Raw genomic sequence first — 17,694 nt, 5'->3', positions numbered from 1 at the left:
GTCTGCTTTTAGATTGCTCAAATCCCCATAGCGCTTGCCGCGCCACCCCGCTCAACATGCGCGGTTTCCTCCCTTGGAGGGTTTCGGACGCCGGCCGCCCGAATATGCCGCGCCGTCAATCATGCGGCCGGCATCCGAAACCCTTCACATAACCGGACATCGCTAAACGACATGATGGCGATCCCGGTCATCTATCCAACGGGTAAAATCGTTTCAAGAACCCGTCGATCTCGCTATCGGCTGCCTGCCAGCGTGCTCCACGTTCGCTTCTCAAGAGACAGAGGCCGAGAAGTTCTAGCGGGCCATCGGCAACAAGCTCAAGCGTCCCTTTCTTCGCGATCCAGTGCTCTTCACCGCCCTTATCGAGGCGGTCGACCGAATATCCGAGTTCAACAAGCGTGAGATACGCTGGGACTTCCGTATTGCCCGCTGCCGCAATAATTTCTTGCGCCATCTCATTTCCCCTACCGCGCGCGGATAGGCGTCCGAGCATCGCCTCGTTCACTGCAACCTTCCTTGCCCGCAGTCCGCGATGATCGCAATGGGTCAAATGCAGCCATTGAGGGCCTTGGTCGCCTGCTTCTGCTTCAGACCTGAAAGCGGGCTGTGCTCCCACCTGTTTGGACGGTTTGGGATGGGCTAGCCGCCGACATCTTTAGTGCGTCTTTTCATCTTCGAGTCTGATCATGATGTGCTGCGCCAAGCCGGAGTTCGAGGAGCCGCTGAGAAAATCTCCGGCCGCATGTCGGGCTGACGAACGGAGGGCCGTCCTGGGAGCGGACAACGGAGGAGGTTGCGAGCGATGATCACTGTGTTCGGAGAGGGCAGAGGCTTCCGTGTCGTCTGGTTGCTCGAAGAGATGGGGCTGCCGTACCGGCTTCGGGACGTGGATCTCCTGGCCGGGGTCGAGAACGACGCCGAGTTCCTGACGATCAATCCCGCCGGATTCATTCCGGCGATCCGCGATGGCGACGTCACGATGGTCGAGTCCGTTGCGATCATGGAATACATCTTGGGGCGGTATGGGCCGACAGCGCTGGCGCCCGCGGCACATGATGTTGCTTTTCCTGCCTATCAGCAGTTTCTCCACCTCGGTGAGGCGGGCCTCGCAGCCTCGCTTTATTTCGTTTCGGGAGCCCGGCACCTTGCGCCTGAAAGCGAGCGCAACAACTGGAGCGCGCGGCAGGCGATGGACGTGTTCACGACCCGATTGAGCCTGGTGACGCGACGGCTGGAGCGCGGGCCATACATGGCCGGCGATGCGTTCACCGCGGCGGACATTTCGGTGGGCTACGCGCTCGAGATGGCGCGGAAGAACGTCGGTGTGGTGTTCGGTGATGCGGAGCAAGCATACATGACCCGGCTGCGAGTCCGCGCCGGCTACCAGCGGGCGCTGGAGACGTGCCAGGCCACGCGGCGCTGGTGGACCAGCTAGGTTGCGGAACGAGAGAGGCGAGTAGGTCGCCGACAATGTCTTCAACAGACGAAACGATCATTTGCATTCGACCGTCGCTCCGCGGCAGATGACGAGTGCTGGAAACCCATCCGAGGTCACCGATGCCATCTGTTGCGACCGTGTTTGCGCAATCCTTCTTCCACGGCACGCGCGCCGATCTGCGGCCGGGCGACCTGATCGCTGTCGGGTATCCGTCCAACTTCACCGAGGCGGAGCCGATGTCCTGGGTCTACTTCACGGCGACGCTGGATGCGGCGATCTGGGGCGCCGAGTTGGCTGCCGGTGACGGACGGGGACGGATCTACGTCGTCGAGCCCACAGGTCCGTTCGTTGACGACCCGAACCTGACGGACAAGAAGTTCCCGGGGAATCCGACGCGGTCTCATCGATCCCGCGCGCCGCTGCGCGTCATTGCCGAGGTCGTTCATTGGCAGGGGCACGCGCCGGATGTGGTGAGGCAGATGAAGGAGGGCGTTGCGCGCGCAATGACCGAAGGGCCGGGCATCATCGACTGAACGGCGCGGCGGCATCGCACTGCCGTCGATCCGTCGCGCCCGATGGCTGTTTGCGGATGCTGCGACGCGCTCGCCACGCGGCGCCCTCCGTCCAGAACATCGAAAAAGTCCGGTGGCAAGGTGCGTTCGAACTGGTGTCGACGCACGAAATCTCCTCCTCATGAGCCGAGCCTATCGCCGAGAGGCGAGGGTTGGACTTGGCGTCCATGATTGATCGGGGGCGCCGCTCGGCAGCGTCGCTCGCCTTTCGGCGACGGCATGGTTGAAGAGTTCGAGGACCAAGCCGAATGCCGCCAAGTCCTCTGGTTCGATGGCTCCATCGTCATAGCCCTTGAGTGTCTCGGCGATGATCCCGTCGACCTCTCGTTGCCAGCTCAGCAGATCGTGTTCCGAGCCGGCATTGCGCACCTCCGAAACCACCGCAAGAATGCGGTTGCGGCCGCTGGTGTCGTCCTCCAGTTCATCCCGGTTCAGATAGCGGCGCAGCCATTCGGCGGCCGAACCGATGCCGGAAAGTACGAGCAAGGCGAACCAGAAATAGTCGCTGTACTTGTCCAGAAAGGTTCGCTCCGTGCCGTTGATCACCGCCGCGGCGCCTCGATGTACGGAAGGCTCGGTTTCCTTCTCGGTATCGGGCTTCATGATGTGCGAAGCGCCGGCGAGGCCTTGCGTGATCGTGTCGCGGACCGCGAAAAGCTGCCGGTAGAAGGCCGCCGCCTTGGCTTCGGAAAGCCCCTTCCTGGCGAGGATCAGGTGATTGACGCTGATCGTGTCGACCTTGTCCTCCGGCCAGGCCGGTTTCGCGTTGAAGACGCTGGCTGGAATTTCCTCGGCCTCGTAGCGCGGATGCTTCAGGGCAATGGCCTCCGATGCTTCGATCGGAAGAAACGTGGGTGCTCCGCGTGCCCGGGAGGTCGCGGTGATCGCGTCCACCGTGATCTTGCTGTCGAGCGGACCGACGGCGAGATACGCATCGAGGGTGGGGTCTTGCGCAAGCTTCTCGATCTCGTCTGTCCCGAATTGAGCCGTGGCAACCTTATCGGGCTGCACGCCGGAGCCCTCCAGAATGGTCTGGAGCACTGCGACGTTTGCTCCGGTCCGCCCGATGATGCCGACCTTGTGACCTGCCAGATGGGCGATATCTGCGATCTTGCCGCTGGCCTTCTGCTTGGGCTCGTTGCCGCGTCGCCCGGAGGGCGACCACAGCACGACATAGTTCTTGCGCAGGACCGCCAGTGTTTGCGCATCGGGCGGCATGCCGAGGTCGCCGCGGCCGACCGCCAGATCGGTTTTGTCGGCGGCCAGCAGGGCCAGGGATTCAGCCGCTCCGCCGGTCGTGATCGGGGAGAGCCGGACGGTCCTGCTTTCCTCACCGAAGGCGTCGGCCATCGCCTGGACCACCTTGTGGTCGTCGCTCCCCGCCGGTCCGACGGCGATCCGGAGCGTCTCGGGCTGCAACACGTAGACCAGGCCGGCCGCAGCGGCGCCAAAGGCGACAAATCCCAGGGCTAGCACGATCAGCAACCGTCGTTGACGGCGATCGTGAGCACTCCTGACCACATCGGACGATGACATCAGCGGACCCCTTGAGAAAACGCGTGGCGGCTCCAAGCGCACTGGAACTTGGGCGAACCGGTGTCAACCCGGAATGTTCCGCCGCTTCTGGTCAAGTTCAGGGAACTTGGGGTCGGCCGGTTCGACCTCGGCCCTGGACGATCGCCGTCCCTCAGGAAAGTGCACTGTCCCCATAATTCGCAGAACGGGGGAGCGAAGCGTGAGGGTAGAATCAATGATCGAAAAAGTCTGGAGGCAGGGTGCGTTCGAACTCGTGTCGACGCACGAAATCGCCTCCTTGAGGACCGCGCGCCCACACTTCCACCAACTCTCGAAGGATCCACGTCATAGCCAAACCGTCGCACTGCCCGGCTTCGTGATCGTGAAATGGCGGATCATCGGAGAGGTTGTTCAGCACGCCCGGGTCATTCGCCAGTTCTTGGACGTCTTGAGACTTGGGAACGATGCCGACAAGAAATGGTCTGTTGCACACTTGGCAGGCGACGCGAGCCAGCACAGACACACAATTATAGACCGAAAGTTCACGAGGCCCAAACGGCAGATAGCGAGGTACCCCGTCATGAAACCACGCCGGCGGCTCCGCTATCCTGCTTTCTATATCACGATAAGAAATTCGCATCATCCGCCCACGGCCCAGATGAAATTTGCCGCGATGTCCCTCTGAGTCAACAGCGGCCTTTCGCTCATCCGAAGGAATACGTCCGGTTTCCCCCTCGGGATCCGACATCGCGGGCAACGAGTATAAGGTCCGGCATGGGCCAAAAGCTACGCGTGAAATCCGCCTTCGCCAACATTGGAAACGTGCTCTGAAGGATTTTTCATATGCCTTGTCCCTGCCGGTGATTAGGGACTGAGACCTTGTCCAGTCTCATTTCGAAAAGTACCCATATTCCGGAGATCTGTAGCTCGTCCGAATGAAATGTTGGCGACGGGTGTTCCGGTCGAACTCCGCTGAATTGAACGTAGTTGTCTCGATCTGCCAGATCAGCGCGAAGCGCCGGATCGACGTTGTAGGCGACGACGGCAACTTGATCGGCGACCTGTACTACAAATAACTCGACCTTGCCGCGCACCGTCTTCTTGATGAGCACCTTCCCGGTCCAATTACGCAGATCTCTTGGCATTTGCTCTTCCACACGACCATCGTAGCTGGACGAGTTGGTGAGAGTACTGTAGCTGCGGCCAGCGTTCCACGCACTCTGAAACGCCGCCTGGTCGGCTGGCACGGGCACTGGACGGAGTTGAGGATTGAGATCGCATCCAGCTATCAACGAAGACAGCAGAATCCCAAAAAGGGCTCTCGGGCCAATAGATGTCATACGAGGCTCATAGGGTAAGTCAAAACTCCGGCGCCTTCGGCGCAAGGACTCTGAGGGCATTTCAGCGGAGTTGTCCGGAATACAAGTAAAGATTGCATGAATGCCAACGTCGCTGAACGAAGCTCACGTCGGCGCGGTGAATGGGAAAGGAAGCCTCTCGAAGCACATTTCGATAAGCCGGGTCGAGTTCATCGTCTTTGCGTTAGGGTTTGATAGGGTCGCTGTATCGCAATCAGCTCGAGGCCGATCCGGGCATCGTGATCAATCGCACCGGCAACAAAACCATGTCCGACGCCAATTCGGGTACAGGTGCTGATGGACGTAACAATCTTCAACGCGTCAAGATCGGGTGTTCCCTTGACAACCCTTTCGACCCGAGCATCCATCACAGCCAACCGGCCGTATTTCTGAGAACTGATATCGGCCTCTCTGCCGACGATCGTCACCTCTACGATGACAGGCGCATCGACCTCCGCAGGGATATGGTCAAAGAGCACGCCAGTCTGTGCGCTCGCCACCGCGCATGCCTCTGCTCGGTCGAATAAAAGACAAGCAGCAATCAAGTAAAGCGCGCCGAGCCCTGTCATCTTCAATGTACGCATATTCGCACCCTGATCGCTAGTAATCGCGACACGATGCCAAGACTTCTCAAGGTCAGCAATGGGTCAAAACGCGCCGTCCACGCGCCCGACCGCCTGCTTCCGATTCGACCGTAAGAACGGACCTGCCCCGCAGACGGGAAGGTCCGATATGGTCCGAAGCAGATATGGCAGCTTCACGAGGTGAGCCCGAAATATCGCCGATAAAGCGCAAGCTGACGTTGAGGCGTAAAGCCGTCAAGATCACCGGCGCGTTTACAGCGCTCTAGCAACTCAGGAGCGGCTCGGCGTCAGAGACTGTATTTGAACCAAACAACACTTGAGTGGTCTCCTCGCATGGTGACCCGGCGCAGCATCATCCGTGGGCACCGGCTACCGTGGCTGGCTGCGTCCACCTTCGACATCGGTGGTGCAGGGCCGATACAGCACTTGGAGTTGCCGGCCGCGAAGGTAGATCGTGCGTGCGGTCATGCCGCCGTGCCGCGTAATCCATTGCCTGACCGCGGCGGGGTAACGATCATAGAGCATCTGCGTGGCTTCAGGGTTGGGAATAGCCTTCCCATCGGGCCCAGGATTGTCCGCGACCCTGAAGCCGAATACGGCTCTCGGGGTCACGCAGATGCTGTCGTGGGGAATGTACGCCAGCACGAGCGTGCAGGCGCCGGCGCAGATTCCGTCGATGATGACGGACGCGCCGAAGTCGCGCAAAAGTTTGAACCTGTCGACATAGTTTCCAATCCGTCCGCCCTGATCAAAAACGATGCGCACGGCGGCATGACCCGATTGCATGCTCCCAAGCATGAACGCCGCGACCAGGGTCACCCTCACCAGCCTCATCTGTCCATCATCCGATCGATCGAACTCCATCGCCTTGCGCAATAACGGCTGCCGGTTCCGCTTTGGTCAAGAGCTGTCTGCCGACCATTCCACGATTAGCTTCGATGTGGCCTCCGGCGCAGACATCGCCGCCATCGACCGGGAAGGTCGTGACGGGCCAGAAGCGATCCGAAGAACAAGGGTTGCGCGCTCGTCGGGCAAATCAGTCTGGGCACTTTGTACGCACGTGGTTGAAACGCGCGCCGCCAGGGCTACGGCACGCCGCATCGGACGAATCGAATTCGTCCATGAAATCAAGCTGATCTCGCGCACATCGCTGCGAGGCCAAGAAATCGCTTTCCATTTTTCAGAAATCATGCATGATGTGCGCATCCTGCCTCGACGAGAGGGGCGTTGCGCGCGATCGTCACGACACGTGGGGCAGGGATGCGGTGGCCGTGAGATGTCGCAGCATGTGCTTGCGCATGCAGACGAACGACACATCACGGACGCGAAGTCGTGTGGTCCTGGCCTCCCGGTGCCGAGGTCAAGCGCGCGGCGAGGGCTCATGCCCTCGCGCGAGCGACGGGGTCAATCAGCCGGTCCCCGAGGAGAGCGCGAAAGAAGCGTTAAGACCGCCGCGCAGGGAATGCCGGTTGATCGGCTTTGCCTGTGGTACCTGCCGCCTGCATTTTTTTCAGCAGGCGGGCCATGGGTGAGGCCTTCACCCGGCATTCCCTGCGCCCTCTCGATTCATCGAAGGGCCGTCGATCGTGGGACTCGGGCGTGATCCGCCGCGAGAGTGCGAACCTGCGCGTGGTTGTTTGAAACGTGGATAGCAACTGAGCAATTTCTGTCGTCCTCGACGAGTTCGAGGTTTTGTTCCCGGTGGCATGATGAAGTTTCGGCCATTTGGAACCGGAACTGCAGGCGATCCCTTGGTGTTGATCGGCATCTCGAAAGCACTGGAGGAGAGACAATGATGAGAACCCGTCTTGCCGTTTCGCTGATCGCCACCTCGCTGCTGGCGTCGACCGCTGCGTTCGCACAGTCCACGACCGTCGAAGGTGCCGCCAATGGCGCTGCGGCCGGCGGCGCCGTTGCCGGTCCGGTCGGCGCCATGGTGGGTGGCACGGTCGGCGCCGCCGTCGGTGCTGGCCTGGAAATTCCGAACGCGGTGATCAACTCGATCGAGGCCGAGCGCGCGCCGTCGGTGGTCGTCCATGAGCGCGTCGTGGTCGGCGAGCCGCTGCCCGCCACCGTCGAGCTGCGCCCGGTGCCGCGCTACACCGAGTATCGCTACGCCGTCGTGAACGATCGCCGCGTGATCGTCGATCCGCGCACGCGCCGCGTCATCAAGATCATCGAGTGATCTGACGTTCTGACGGACAGGGGCCTCGTCGCATCAGCGGCGGGGCCTCTCGTCATGCGGTCTGCGTGCGGATCTGTCGGATGAGCCAGTCGATGGCCGCGGACAGGCCAAATCCGATGCAGGCGGCGGCGGCGTCGACGATGAAGTCTTCCAGCCGCGCGTGGCGTCCCGGCGCCAGGAACTGCGAGAGTTCGAGTGCACCGATCAGGATCACCGCAATCCCGGTGGTCAGCAGCCGATGACTGCGGTAGGCGAGGCCGAAGGCAAGGCCGATCAGGATGAAGGCGAGGGCGTGTTCGCCGTCCTGTCCCAGGTGCGAATGTGGCCTATAGTTGGGCGGGCCAAGCGTTGCGAAGGCAACGGCTGCGGCGAGCAGCCAGGCCGAGAGGCGAATGACGATCATCATGGACGCTGCTTAGCACGTTCCGGGCCACGAACCGGGGTCACGGTCGCTTGAGGCACCGGTTTAGTTAACGTGGCTCGGAAGCCGGAACATGGCCTTCTCATCGTACCGCGAACAGCTTTCGTCCGGCGCCTCAGATCGGCTGCCGGACTCCCAAACCCTGCATGAAGCGCTCGCGGATCTGTGCCGGATCGCGCCTGGTGGCGCCCACACCGGGCTTGTCGTCGATCGTCGCCGCAATCAGCACCGGGCCGGGCGACTCGAGCGCAAGAGCGATCAAGCGTTCGAAATCTTCCTCGTCTGCGGCCCAATGGCTGGCGCCGATGCCGCAGCCGGCGGCAATGGCGACAATGTCGGCCTGCCGGGCCGAGGTCGGCTGGCTGCCGGTGATCTGGTAGATGCCGTTGTCCATGACGATGATGGCCAAATTCTTCGGCGCCAGCGTGGCAATCGTGGTCAGGCAGCCCAGTTGCATCAGCAGCGAGCCGTCGCCTTCGAGCGCGAACACAGGGCGTTGCGGCTGCGCCAGCGCGACGCCGAGCGCGATCGGGCAGGCCAGCCCCATGCTGCCGAGCATATAGAAATTCTGCGGCCGCTGGCCGGCGGCCCACAGGTCGAAATTGGTGTTGCCGATGCCGCCGATGACGGCTTCCTCGTGCTTGAGCTTCGCGACCAGACGGCAGGTGAGGTCGTAGCGGTTCATGATCTTGGTGTTGCTGTGAGGGGCGCTCATGCGAACACCTTTCCGCCGGTGAGCAAAGGCGAGAGGATGAGCGCCACCGGCGCCTGGGTCGCCACCGCCTGCTTGATCGAGCGGTCGACGACGAATTCGAGCTCGTCGAGCCGCGTCATGGTGTGGTGCTCCATGGCCAGCGCATCGAGCACCGGCCGCATGGTTCGGCACACCAGCGACTGGCCGACATTGAACTCGCCCAGCGTGCCGCGCTCGGACACGATCATGATCAGCGGGATCTGGCAGGGCACGATCAGCGAGGCCAGCACGTTGGCGAGCGTGGCGAAGCCCGAGGTCTGCATCAACAGCGCGCCGCGCCGGCCGCCCATCCAGGCCCCAGCGAGAATGCCGACCGCTTCCTCCTCGCGCGCCGTCGCAAAGGTCGTGAAGAACGGATCGTCGTGCAGGTTCTGGATCAGCGGCGTCAGCACCCGGTCGGGAACGTAGGGGATGAGGTCGACGGCGTTGTGCTTGAACGTCTGCAGCACGATCTCGTGCCAATTCGGCACAGCGGTTGCTGATCGCGCCGCATCGGCATCGGCGGCCATTGCTGTTCCTCCGGTCGTTCCTGATAGGGGGCCCGGCGCACGGGGCTTGGCGCTGAGCTTGACGGCACCGGAACGATTGTCAACATGCCGGCCCGGCCGGTCAGGCATCCGCCTTTCAAGTCCGAAATCAAGAACCAAGAAACCAGGAGGTCGGCTGTTCATGGCCGCGAATTCCAAGCGCGTCTTCTACGTCAAATATCTGGCCCACCCGATCTTCAGCGAGCTGCTCGCCGCGCGCCCCGACGTCCGGCTCGACCGGCTGGAGAACGAGAGCTCCGAGGCCGAGACGGCGCAGATCCTCGCGGCGGCTCACGCCTACCAGATCGGGGCGGCCCGCGACGAGCTCGCGCCGCGCTTCCACGTCGATGCAGACCTGCTGCGCCGCGCCCCAAACCTCCTCGTCGTGTCCAGCAACGGGGCCGGATACGACCCGGTCGACGTCGACGCCTGCACCGAGGCCGGCGTCCTCGTCGTGAACCAGTCCGGCGGCAACGCCCATTCGGTGGCGGAGCACACACTCGGCATGATGCTGACCCTGTCGAAGCGCATCATCCAGTCCGACCGCCGGCTGCGCCGGGAGCGCGACGTCAACCGCAACGATTTGATCGGCAACGAGGTGCAGGGACGGACGATCGGCATCGTCGGGCTTGGCAATGTCGGCCGCCGGGTTGCCGAGCTGTGCCGCGGCATCCTCGGCATGACGGTGCTGGCCTATGACCCATATCTGTCGTCCGATGAGATCGCCGCACGCGGCGCGGAGAAGGTGGAACTCGAGGACCTGATGCGGCGCTCGGATTTCGTCTCGATCAACTGCCCGCTGACGAAGGAAAGCCGCGGCATGATCGGTGCCCGCGAGTTCGCGCTGATGCAGCCTAGCGCCTATTTCGTCACCACCGCCCGCGGCTTCATCCATGACGAGGAGGCGCTGTTCGCCGCGCTCAGCGAAAAGCGCATCGCCGGCGCCGGGCTCGACGTCTGGGCCAAGGAACCGCCGCCGCCGGACCATCCGCTGCTGCAGCTCGACAACGTGCTGGCGAGCCCGCACACCGCCGGCGTGACGCGGGAGGCGCGGCAGAACATGGGCCGGATCGCGGCCGAGCAACTGCGTAACGCGCTCGACGGCGGCCGGCCGCCGCGCCTGATCAATCCCGAGGCCTGGCCGCGCTACAGCGCTCGTTTCCGCGAGGCGTTCGGAGTGACGCCCTCGTAGCCAGAAGAGAAGTGATTGCGGGGAGAAGATTTCATGCGTCGCAAGCTGCGACGCAGCAATAAATCTTCTCTCCAGGGCGGCTTCGGCGAAGCGGACATTGCTATTTTCGGAGCCGTCTCGACAGCCCAGTGGTGGCTGATCATTTTTCCAGGGGCGCCATGAGCTTAGGCCACGTTTTTCGCTCGGCGCGGAAGGGAAATTGGTCCGATGCGCCGGTTGAACGCCATCCTGAAGTCGACCCACGGCCGCGTCCGTCGCGCCGTCTCGGAGTTCGTCGCGATCGCCGCCGCGAGCCTGCCTTCGGTGGGCGCCTGAGCGCCGGTTCCACCGCTGCGTCAAATATTTGCATCGGCCGCTTGATATCGGTGAACAGCGGGAGGAGAAGCGCGGTAACATCACCTTCGAGCACTGCGTGAGAGGCAGGAGGTTGCATGTCGCGCTATGTCATCCATTTCATGAAGGACGTGCTGGGCGAGAATGGCCGCCAGTGCGAGATTTGCCAGAGCACGTTGGAGGTTGAGGCCGACAGCGAAGGCGAAGCCGCAGAAATCGCAAAGTCCAGGTTCTGTAAACAGCAGGAGGTGCGCGACTGGTCGCTGCATGCCGACCGCATTGAGGTGAAGGCGGCCGACTTTCCGTCCTGACCTGCGGCTCAGCGGCCCAGCCCAGCCGGTGCATCGCTGGCCCCGGGGCCCAGCGAGCGCTGCACCATCACGGTGTCGCACCAGCGGCCGTAACGGTAGGCTACTCCCGGCAGCAGCCCCACCCTGACGAACCCGAAGCGCTCATGAATGCCGAGCGAGGCGACATTATCGGCGTCGATATAGCCGATCATCTGGCGATATCCGGCCGCGGCGGAAGCATCGATCAGCGCCTGCATCAGCAGCCCGCCGACACCACGGCCGAGATGCTCATGGTGGACATAGATCGAATGCTTGACCGCGAACCGGTAGGCCGGCCGCTTCCTGAACAAGACGACATAGGCATAGCCCACGACTTCGCCGCGGAATGTCGCGACCAGATGTGGCAGCCGATGATTTCGCAGATTCTTGCGCCGCTGCTTGAGGTCGTCCGGCTCGGGCGCCCCGGAACCGGCGGCGCTGTCCTCGACCCCGCGGCGGACATGCCGCCGGTAGATCGAGAGCATGGCCTCGACATCCTCGTCGCGTGACGGCCTGACGAGGACCGGCGGCTCGGTGTCGCGAGCCGTGATCGCGCTGTCCATGGTTCGAATTACTCTGCGCAGACATAGGTATGGAGCCGGATCCGGCCGGACTCGTCGAGCTCCTTATACAGCCCCTGTATTTCGACCTCGAAACCGGGATAGGCGTTGAACGCCCGCTCGAACATCTTGAGGTAATCGATCATCGGCTGGGCGCGGTCGGATAGCCGCTCGCCCGGAACGATGGTGGCGATGCCCGGCGGATAGACCACGAAGGGGGTCGTCGCAATGCGGTCGGAGATGCGATCGATCGGCAGGTAGTCGACCTCGTTGCGCATCAGCGCACGCGCCGCCTCGCGTGGCGACATCGCGATCTCCGGCATGTGCTGCGGCTGAAACTGCTTTGCCTGCAGCGCGCTCACTTCGGCGTCGCGGTAGAAGCGGTGCATCTCGCCGCAGAGGTCGCGCAGCCGCAGCTTGCCGTAACGCGCAAAGCGCTTGCGGGTGAACTCCGGAATGGCGTCCTCCAGAAGCACGTTGTCATCGTGGAGCCGCTTGAAGGCGACCAGGCCACTGATCAGGGTTCCCGCCTTGCTCGCCTCGACCCCCGGCGTCAGCAGGAACAGCAGCGAGTTGAGATCGTTCTTCTCCGCCACGATGCGGTTCTCGCGCAGATATTGAGCAACGATCGGAGCCGGGATGCCGTGATCGGCATAGCCGCCGGTGGCGCGATCGAAGCCCGGGGTCAGCAGGGTCAGCTTGTTCGGATCGGTCATCGCGAAGCCAGGGGCGAGGTCCGGAAAGCCGTGCCATGCCGCGCCCGGCGCGAGCTGCCACAGCGCGGTATCGGTTGCGAGCTGGTCGGTCGAGATCGCCTCCCAGGCCACGTCATGGCTAGCCCCGGGATTGGCCGCATCGGGGATCGACACCCGGTCCGGCACGAACGGCTCGAAGAACCAGCGCCGCGCCGGATCCTTCTCCTTCTCCTCGAATTCCCGGCGCATCGCCCTGATCTTCTTGCGCAATTCGATTCCGAGCCGGATCGTGTCGTCCCACAGCACCTCACCGGAGCGGCCCTTCATCATCTGCGCGCCGACGTCCAGCGAGGCGAACAGCGGGTAGAACGGCGAGGTCGAGGCGTGCTGCATGAAGCTTTCGTTGAAGCGGCGATGCTCGACCCGCCGCCGCTGGCCCTTGATGTGGCGGTCCTTGACGTGGATCTGCGAGGCCTGGGAGAAGCTCGCGAGCTGCTTGTGGGTCGATTGCGTGGCGATGATGCCGGGGGCGTCGGGTCCGAGATCGCCGAGGCCCATGGCGAAGCGGCCGGCGTAGAGCGGGTGGAATTTCATGAAGCCCGCCCAGGCCTCGTCGAACATGATGTAGTCGCAGAGGTGCCCGATCCGCTTCAGGATCATCTCGGCGCTGTGGATCGTGCCGTCATAGGTGCACTGCTCGACCACCGCGACGCGGAACGGCCGCTCCTTGCGCCAGGCGTCGGGGTCCTTGACCAGCGGGTTGTCGCGGATCTGCTGTCGCAGATGCTCTTCGTCCAGCAGATCCCAGCGCATCGGGCCGATCAGGCCCCAGGGGTTGCGAACCGTTGGGACGTAGATCGGGACGCCGCCCGAAATCAGCAGCGCGCCGTGATGAGCGGCCTTGTGGTTGTTGCGATCGAACAGCACGAGGTCGCCGTCGGTGACCAGGGCCCCGAGCACGACCTTGTTGGAGGTCGAGGTACCGTTGAGGACGAAATAGGTCTTCTCGGCGCCGAAGATCTGCGCGGCTTCCTTCTGCGCGCGCAGCGCCGGCCCCTCATGGGTCAGGAGATCGCCGAGATCGAGCACGGAATTGTCGAGATCGTCGCGGAACACGGCCTCGCCGAGATGCTCGACGAAGACCCGGCCGATCGGGCTGCGGCTATAGAACACGCCGCCATTGTGCCCGGGGCAGGTCCAGAGCTGGTTGCCTTCCTCGGCATAGTCGACCAGCGCGCCGAAGAATGGCGTCTTCAGTGTCTCGGCATATTGCTTCAGCCGGCTGACCAGGTTCTTGGCGATGAAGGCTGGAGTCTCTTCCGACAGGAACACGTAGCCGTCGATGAAATCGAGCACCTCGACCGGCAGATCCTCGAACCGCTTGCGGCGGATCAGGAGGATGATCGGGAAGTCCAGTCCGCGACGGCGCATCAGGTTGATCAGCGACGCCGTCTTGCCTTCCAGGCCCTTCTTGCCCCAATCGACGACCATGCAGCCGATCGCGGCATCCGTCTGCACGGCGATCTCGGCGTCCTCCAGCTTGCGGGCGCGCACCACCTCGAAGCCCGAGCGCTGGATCTCCTCGATGATCTGGTTGAAGCGGAGCCCCGCAAGGTCGTCGGTCTCGAACACGGGCGCGGCGAACAGGAAGGTGAAGCGGCGGAAGTATTCCATGAGAGTCTTTCGGGCTGGGTGGGCAGCCACCTGTCGTCACGTTCGATGACGCTTCGATGACAATAGGGCGCCTCACGGAGCTTGTCTCGGCCGCCTCGCAGTGGCAATCGTCCCGAACCCGAGTGACGCTGAAAGGATCCGTGGTGCTTCCCGAATGGATCAGCCTTGATTGTGTGGCGCCGTCCGAGCTCCATCGGCAGGCAGCGCTGGAACGCCAGGCCCAGTTGACCAAGCCGTTTGGCGCCCTTGGGCGATTGGAGCAGGTGGCGGTCGATCTAGCCGCGCTGCAGGCGTCGGAACGTCCAGGGGCCGACCGGGTGCCGGTGGTGCTGTTCGCAGGCGACCACGGCATCGCGGCGCGGGGGGTCTCGGCCTATCCGCCCGAAGTCACGGTCCAGATGCTTCACAACTTCGCCCGCGGCGGTGCGGCGATTTCGGTGCTGTCGCGCAGCCTCGGCTGTCCGCTGGAGGTGGTCGACGTCGGCACGCTGGCGAGCGAGCCGGTGCCCGGCGTGGTCGTCGACAAGCCGCGGCGCGGCACGCGCGACTTCAGCACCGAGGCGGCGCTGACGCTGGAGGAGGTCGCGTTTGCGGCCGAAGCCGGACGGCGCGCGGTGGTGCGGCAGGCCGATCACGCGCCGCAACTCGTGATCTTCGGCGAGATGGGGATCGGCAACACGACATCGGCGGCAGCGATTGCCGCCGCGCTGCTGTCATGCGCGCCCGCGGACATCGTCGGCAGCGGCACCGGGCTCGACGCCGACGGACGGGCCAGGAAGGCTGCGGCGATTGCCGATGCGTTGGGGCGACACGGGCTCACGGCGGGAGCGGCCGTCGCGGACGTCCTGGTCGCCGTCGGCGGTTTCGAGATCATTGCGATGGCCGGCGCGATCGTCGCCGCCGCGCAGCGGCGCTGGCCGGTGCTGGTCGACGGCTTCATCGTTTCTGTCGCGGCGCTGGTCGCCGTCCGCCTCAATCCCTCCTGCCGGCCTTGGCTGCTGTTCTCGCATCGCTCGGCCGAGCGCGGCCACGCCATCGTGCTCGACGCCCTCGGTGCCCGTCCCCTGATCGACCTCGATCTGCGGCTCGGCGAAGCCTCCGGCGCCGCCACTGCGCTGCCGATCATCCGGCTGGCCTGTGCGCTCCACGGGGGCATGGCCACCTTTGCGGAGGCCGCGGTCTCGGGAGCCAAGTCCTGATGCGGATCGATCTGCTGCGGCACGGGACGACAGGACGGGACGGCTATCTCGACGGCCGCACCGACCCACCGCTCAGCGAGCCCGGCTGGGATCAATTCCGGCTGCAGACGCAAAGCCGGATCTGGCACAGTGTCGTGAGTTCGCCGTTGGCGCGCGCACGTGCGGCAGCGGAGGATTATGCCCGGCAGACCAACTGTGCGCTGGACATCGATGCGGATTGGAGCGAGCTCGATTTCGGACGCTGGGACGGAAGAAGCCGCCGTGACATCGCTGCCGAGCGGGGAGGGGAAGCCGCGCTCCACGCCTTCCACGCTGATCCCGCGGTCCGGGCGCCGAACGGTGAGAGCTGGGCCGATCTGCAGGCGCGGGTATCGCGCGCGACTCGTCGCATTCTTGCCAGGTCCGGGCCTGCGCCGGTTTTGGTGGTGGCGCATGGCGGCGCCATACGCGCAGCGCTCTCGCATCTGCTCGGCTGGCCGCTGCACCAGCTGTGGAGCTTACGCATTCGCCCTGGTACGCGGATCACGCTCGAAGCCGGGCAGGGCGATGATGGTGTACCTTGGGGCGAAATCGTCGAGATCATCCAGCCATGATGCTTCGTGAATTCTGGATCGCATTGCAATTCCTGACACGGCTGCCGACACCGCGGGTCGCTGAGTTACGACCGGACGATCTGGCGCGGGCGTCGGTCTGGTTTCCGGCAGCCGGACTGGTGATTGGCGCCTGTCTGGCGCTGGTCGCCCGCCTTTTTCATGATGCCGATCCGTGGATCGTCGCGCTGACCGTGCTGGTCGCCTGGATCGGGATCACCGGCGCGTTGCATCTCGATGGGCTCGGCGACGTCGCCGATGCGTTCGGCGCCTCGCATGGCAAGCCGGAGCGCTTCATCGCCGTGCTTGGCGATCCCCACGCCGGCAGCTTCGCTGTCGTCGCGATATCCCTGCAGATCGCCGCGAAGCTGGTGCTGATCGCCGAGCTGGCGACGGGGCCGACGGCCTGGGCGCTCGTGCTGATCCCGGCCTGGGCGCGCTGGGGAACGCTGGTGTGCAACAAGACGCTGCTTTCGCTGAAGCCGGGGCTGGGGGCGAGCATCTCCAACAGCGTCGGCTGGAACGTCATCGTCGCCTGGGGCGGCGGACTCGCGATCGGTGCGCTCGCCGGCGCGGTACCGACGCTGGTTGCGATTGGTCTCGTTCCGGCGGTCGCGTTCTACTGGCAATGGCGGCTCGGCGGCATCACCGGCGATTGCCATGGCGCCAGCATCGAGGTCACGGAAACGCTGCTGCTTGCCGCCTGCGTGCTCGGTTAGAAGGCATCGCCGAGCGCCGGCGCCAGCCGGTGCCACTCGGACGCATTGCCCGGCAGGCCGAAGCGCAGCCAGCTCGGCTGAGCCGGAAAGCGCCGGACGTGGATGCCGTGCCGGGCGAGCCGCTCGGCGATGTCAGGCGCGTTCGGCGATGTGATCAGCCTGAACAGCGGCGTGCCGCCGATGACCGCGCAGCCGGCCTTGCTCAGAAGATCGTCGATGCGCTGACAGTCGTTCGCCAGCCGCGCGCGTGTCTGCTCCAGCCAAGCAGCGTCGGCCAAGGCCGTCGTTCCGATCGCGAGCGCAGGTCCGGATACGGCCCAAGGCCCGAGCTCGTCGCGGAGTCGGCGGACGACGTCAGCGGAGCCGATCGCGAAACCGAGGCGGACGCCGGCAAGGCCGTAGGTCTTGCCGAACGAGCGCAGCACGATCGTCGCCGGCGGCAGGTCGGCTGCGAGGCTGGCGTCGGCGGGACAAAGATCGATGAATGCTTCGTCGACGATCAGCAGGCCGTCGCGCCGGCGCAAGGTCGCGGCCAATCCGACCAGCACATCGCGGGGCAGCAGGCGGCCGGTGGGATTGTTGGGATTCACGACGACGGCAACATCAGCATCGGCGAGCGCATCGACATCATCGACCAGACCGACGCGATGCCCACAGCGGCGCCAGCACAGCGCATGCTCCTCGTAGGTCGGGGCGAGCACGGCAACCCTCGAGCGTGGGCGCAGCCGCGGCAGGATCTGCAACAGCGCCTGCGTGCCGGGCGCGATAACGATCATTTCGGGCCCCGCCACGCCATAGCGCGCAGCAGCCGCTGCGCGCAGCGCGTCGTCTTCGGCTTGGGCCGGCAAGCGCGCCCAACTTGCGGGCGGAATGGTCGGCACCGGGTAGGCGACGGGATTGATGCCGGTCGACAGATCGATCCACGGCCGCGGCGCATCCGGGTAGCGACGGCTGATCGCAGCGAGATCGCCGCCGTGAAGGATCGCTTCCGGCTGGTCCGCGCCCGTGCTAGTCGCTCTGTCGTCCATGTCTGTCCTTCAGCGGAGATC

At 64.2% G+C, this 17,694-nt stretch carries 21 protein-coding genes; 9 read left to right on the top strand and 12 right to left on the bottom strand.

Going from position 1 to position 17,694, the window contains the following annotated elements:
* Nucleotides 1-187: 187 nt before the first annotated feature.
* Nucleotides 188-505 (bottom strand): hypothetical protein, encoded by a 318-nt coding sequence (locus QX132_RS20275; RefSeq protein ID WP_316162650.1) that lies wholly within the window; start codon nt 503-505, stop codon nt 188-190.
* Between the two features lie 297 nt (nt 506-802).
* Between QX132_RS20275 and QX132_RS20270 the strand changes: the two genes are divergently transcribed.
* Together QX132_RS20270 and arr are read left to right on the top strand one after the other, a co-directional pair.
* On the top strand, nt 803-1,435 hold the full coding sequence (locus tag QX132_RS20270) for a glutathione S-transferase family protein (protein WP_316162648.1): 633 nt from the start codon (nt 803-805) through the stop codon (nt 1,433-1,435).
* A gap of 122 nt (nt 1,436-1,557) precedes the next feature.
* Nucleotides 1,558-1,971: an NAD(+)--rifampin ADP-ribosyltransferase gene (arr, locus tag QX132_RS20265; protein WP_316162646.1), complete on the top strand. Its 414-nt coding sequence runs from the start codon at nt 1,558-1,560 to the stop codon at nt 1,969-1,971.
* A gap of 171 nt (nt 1,972-2,142) precedes the next feature.
* Here the strand turns inward: arr and QX132_RS20260 are convergent, their stop codons facing one another.
* The 5 genes from QX132_RS20260 to QX132_RS20240 all read right to left on the bottom strand — a co-directional run bounded on the left by QX132_RS20260 (nt 2,143) and on the right by QX132_RS20240 (nt 6,343).
* Nucleotides 2,143-3,546: an ABC transporter substrate-binding protein gene (locus tag QX132_RS20260; protein ID WP_316162645.1), complete on the bottom strand. Its 1,404-nt coding sequence runs from the start codon at nt 3,544-3,546 to the stop codon at nt 2,143-2,145.
* A gap of 211 nt (nt 3,547-3,757) precedes the next feature.
* Nucleotides 3,758-4,273, bottom strand: a complete 516-nt coding sequence (locus tag QX132_RS20255) for a hypothetical protein (protein WP_315798390.1) — start codon at nt 4,271-4,273, stop codon at nt 3,758-3,760.
* A 91-nt stretch (nt 4,274-4,364) separates the two neighbouring features.
* Nucleotides 4,365-4,865 (bottom strand): hypothetical protein, encoded by a 501-nt coding sequence (locus tag QX132_RS20250; protein ID WP_315798391.1) that lies wholly within the window; start codon nt 4,863-4,865, stop codon nt 4,365-4,367.
* Nucleotides 4,866-5,053: 188 nt separating this feature from the next.
* A complete protein-coding gene (locus tag QX132_RS20245; protein WP_316162642.1) occupies nt 5,054-5,467 on the bottom strand; it encodes a hypothetical protein in 414 nt (137 codons plus the stop codon).
* Nucleotides 5,468-5,836: 369 nt separating this feature from the next.
* On the bottom strand, nt 5,837-6,343 hold the full coding sequence (locus QX132_RS20240) for a hypothetical protein (RefSeq protein WP_316162641.1): 507 nt from the start codon (nt 6,341-6,343) through the stop codon (nt 5,837-5,839).
* A 919-nt stretch (nt 6,344-7,262) separates the two neighbouring features.
* On the opposite strand from QX132_RS20240, the gene QX132_RS20235 reads away from it, so the two are divergent.
* Nucleotides 7,263-7,652, top strand: coding sequence for a DUF1236 domain-containing protein (locus tag QX132_RS20235; RefSeq protein ID WP_315718467.1), 390 nt, complete (start codon nt 7,263-7,265; stop codon nt 7,650-7,652).
* Nucleotides 7,653-7,704: 52 nt separating this feature from the next.
* Here the strand turns inward: QX132_RS20235 and QX132_RS20230 are convergent, their stop codons facing one another.
* The 3 genes from QX132_RS20230 to QX132_RS20220 all read right to left on the bottom strand — a co-directional run bounded on the left by QX132_RS20230 (nt 7,705) and on the right by QX132_RS20220 (nt 9,336).
* The gene (locus QX132_RS20230) at nt 7,705-8,058 is read right to left on the bottom strand and encodes a VanZ family protein (RefSeq protein WP_316162639.1); all 354 of its coding nucleotides are present in this window, start codon (nt 8,056-8,058) and stop codon (nt 7,705-7,707) included.
* Between the two features lie 130 nt (nt 8,059-8,188).
* The gene (locus QX132_RS20225) at nt 8,189-8,788 is read right to left on the bottom strand and encodes a thiamine pyrophosphate-dependent enzyme (RefSeq protein ID WP_316162636.1); all 600 of its coding nucleotides are present in this window, start codon (nt 8,786-8,788) and stop codon (nt 8,189-8,191) included.
* A complete protein-coding gene (locus tag QX132_RS20220) occupies nt 8,785-9,336 on the bottom strand; it encodes a thiamine pyrophosphate-binding protein (RefSeq protein ID WP_316162634.1) in 552 nt (183 codons plus the stop codon). Before QX132_RS20220 ends, QX132_RS20225 begins: the two co-directional genes overlap by 4 nt.
* 160 nt (nt 9,337-9,496) lie before the next feature.
* On the opposite strand from QX132_RS20220, the gene QX132_RS20215 reads away from it, so the two are divergent.
* From QX132_RS20215 to QX132_RS20205, 3 genes are all read left to right on the top strand, one after another.
* Complete coding sequence (locus tag QX132_RS20215) at nt 9,497-10,546, top strand: hydroxyacid dehydrogenase (RefSeq protein ID WP_316162633.1); 1,050 nt, start codon at nt 9,497-9,499, stop codon at nt 10,544-10,546.
* Between the two features lie 33 nt (nt 10,547-10,579).
* Entirely contained in the window at nt 10,580-10,708 is a 129-nt protein-coding gene (locus QX132_RS20210; RefSeq protein WP_315739783.1) for a hypothetical protein, read from the top strand.
* A 269-nt stretch (nt 10,709-10,977) separates the two neighbouring features.
* Complete coding sequence (locus QX132_RS20205) at nt 10,978-11,190, top strand: hypothetical protein (RefSeq protein WP_315739782.1); 213 nt, start codon at nt 10,978-10,980, stop codon at nt 11,188-11,190.
* Between the two features lie 8 nt (nt 11,191-11,198).
* Here the strand turns inward: QX132_RS20205 and QX132_RS20200 are convergent, their stop codons facing one another.
* Nucleotides 11,199-11,771 (bottom strand): N-acetyltransferase family protein, encoded by a 573-nt coding sequence (locus tag QX132_RS20200; protein WP_316162632.1) that lies wholly within the window; start codon nt 11,769-11,771, stop codon nt 11,199-11,201.
* Between the two features lie 8 nt (nt 11,772-11,779).
* A complete protein-coding gene (locus tag QX132_RS20195; RefSeq protein WP_316162631.1) occupies nt 11,780-14,137 on the bottom strand; it encodes an Orn/Lys/Arg decarboxylase N-terminal domain-containing protein in 2,358 nt (785 codons plus the stop codon).
* Nucleotides 14,138-14,280: 143 nt separating this feature from the next.
* On the opposite strand from QX132_RS20195, the gene cobT reads away from it, so the two are divergent.
* The 3 genes from cobT to cobS are packed head-to-tail and all read left to right on the top strand — an operon-like array spanning nt 14,281 to nt 16,645.
* Nucleotides 14,281-15,336 carry a nicotinate-nucleotide--dimethylbenzimidazole phosphoribosyltransferase gene (gene cobT / locus QX132_RS20190; RefSeq protein WP_316162787.1) on the top strand — a complete coding sequence of 352 codons (1,056 nt, stop codon included), beginning with the start codon at nt 14,281-14,283 and terminating at the stop codon, nt 15,334-15,336.
* A complete protein-coding gene (locus tag QX132_RS20185; RefSeq protein ID WP_316162629.1) occupies nt 15,336-15,929 on the top strand; it encodes a histidine phosphatase family protein in 594 nt (197 codons plus the stop codon). Before cobT ends, QX132_RS20185 begins: the two co-directional genes overlap by 1 nt.
* A complete protein-coding gene (cobS, locus tag QX132_RS20180; protein ID WP_315739776.1) occupies nt 15,926-16,645 on the top strand; it encodes an adenosylcobinamide-GDP ribazoletransferase in 720 nt (239 codons plus the stop codon). Before QX132_RS20185 ends, cobS begins: the two co-directional genes overlap by 4 nt.
* On the opposite strand, the gene cobD is transcribed toward cobS, so the two are convergent.
* Nucleotides 16,642-17,673 carry a threonine-phosphate decarboxylase CobD gene (gene cobD, locus QX132_RS20175; protein WP_316162627.1) on the bottom strand — a complete coding sequence of 344 codons (1,032 nt, stop codon included), beginning with the start codon at nt 17,671-17,673 and terminating at the stop codon, nt 16,642-16,644. The two genes, cobS and cobD, sit on opposite strands and share 4 nt — an antisense overlap.
* Between the last annotated feature and the right edge of the window lie 21 nt (nt 17,674-17,694).

Source organism: Bradyrhizobium sp. SZCCHNRI20481, assembly GCF_032485055.1.
In the GTDB taxonomy this organism is placed as follows: domain Bacteria; phylum Pseudomonadota; class Alphaproteobacteria; order Rhizobiales; family Xanthobacteraceae; genus Bradyrhizobium.
Note: the sequence above shows the minus strand (reverse complement) of the source record. Positions and strands in the feature narration are given on the sequence as shown.

Bases quoted from the DNA above. Each gene is read 5' to 3' on its own strand.
- QX132_RS20185 (WP_316162629.1), top strand. From the start codon at position 15,336: ATGCGGATCGATCTGCTGCGGCACGGGACGACAGGACGGGACGGCTAT.
- QX132_RS20260 (WP_316162645.1), bottom strand. From the start codon at position 3,546: ATGTCATCGTCCGATGTGGTCAGGAGTGCTCACGATCGCCGTCAACGA.
- QX132_RS20215 (WP_316162633.1), top strand. From the start codon at position 9,497: ATGGCCGCGAATTCCAAGCGCGTCTTCTACGTCAAATATCTGGCCCAC.
- QX132_RS20210 (WP_315739783.1), top strand. From the start codon at position 10,580: ATGCGTCGCAAGCTGCGACGCAGCAATAAATCTTCTCTCCAGGGCGGC.
- arr (WP_316162646.1), top strand. From the start codon at position 1,558: ATGCCATCTGTTGCGACCGTGTTTGCGCAATCCTTCTTCCACGGCACG.
- QX132_RS20235 (WP_315718467.1), top strand. From the start codon at position 7,263: ATGAGAACCCGTCTTGCCGTTTCGCTGATCGCCACCTCGCTGCTGGCG.
- QX132_RS20200 (WP_316162632.1), bottom strand. From the start codon at position 11,771: ATGGACAGCGCGATCACGGCTCGCGACACCGAGCCGCCGGTCCTCGTC.
- QX132_RS20225 (WP_316162636.1), bottom strand. From the start codon at position 8,788: ATGAGCGCCCCTCACAGCAACACCAAGATCATGAACCGCTACGACCTC.
- QX132_RS20205 (WP_315739782.1), top strand. From the start codon at position 10,978: ATGTCGCGCTATGTCATCCATTTCATGAAGGACGTGCTGGGCGAGAAT.
- cobD (WP_316162627.1), bottom strand. From the start codon at position 17,673: ATGGACGACAGAGCGACTAGCACGGGCGCGGACCAGCCGGAAGCGATC.
- QX132_RS20255 (WP_315798390.1), bottom strand. From the start codon at position 4,273: ATGTCGGATCCCGAGGGGGAAACCGGACGTATTCCTTCGGATGAGCGA.
- QX132_RS20195 (WP_316162631.1), bottom strand. From the start codon at position 14,137: ATGGAATACTTCCGCCGCTTCACCTTCCTGTTCGCCGCGCCCGTGTTC.
- cobS (WP_315739776.1), top strand. From the start codon at position 15,926: ATGATGCTTCGTGAATTCTGGATCGCATTGCAATTCCTGACACGGCTG.
- QX132_RS20270 (WP_316162648.1), top strand. From the start codon at position 803: ATGATCACTGTGTTCGGAGAGGGCAGAGGCTTCCGTGTCGTCTGGTTG.
- QX132_RS20245 (WP_316162642.1), bottom strand. From the start codon at position 5,467: ATGCGTACATTGAAGATGACAGGGCTCGGCGCGCTTTACTTGATTGCT.
- QX132_RS20250 (WP_315798391.1), bottom strand. From the start codon at position 4,865: ATGACATCTATTGGCCCGAGAGCCCTTTTTGGGATTCTGCTGTCTTCG.
- QX132_RS20220 (WP_316162634.1), bottom strand. From the start codon at position 9,336: ATGGCCGCCGATGCCGATGCGGCGCGATCAGCAACCGCTGTGCCGAAT.
- QX132_RS20230 (WP_316162639.1), bottom strand. From the start codon at position 8,058: ATGATGATCGTCATTCGCCTCTCGGCCTGGCTGCTCGCCGCAGCCGTT.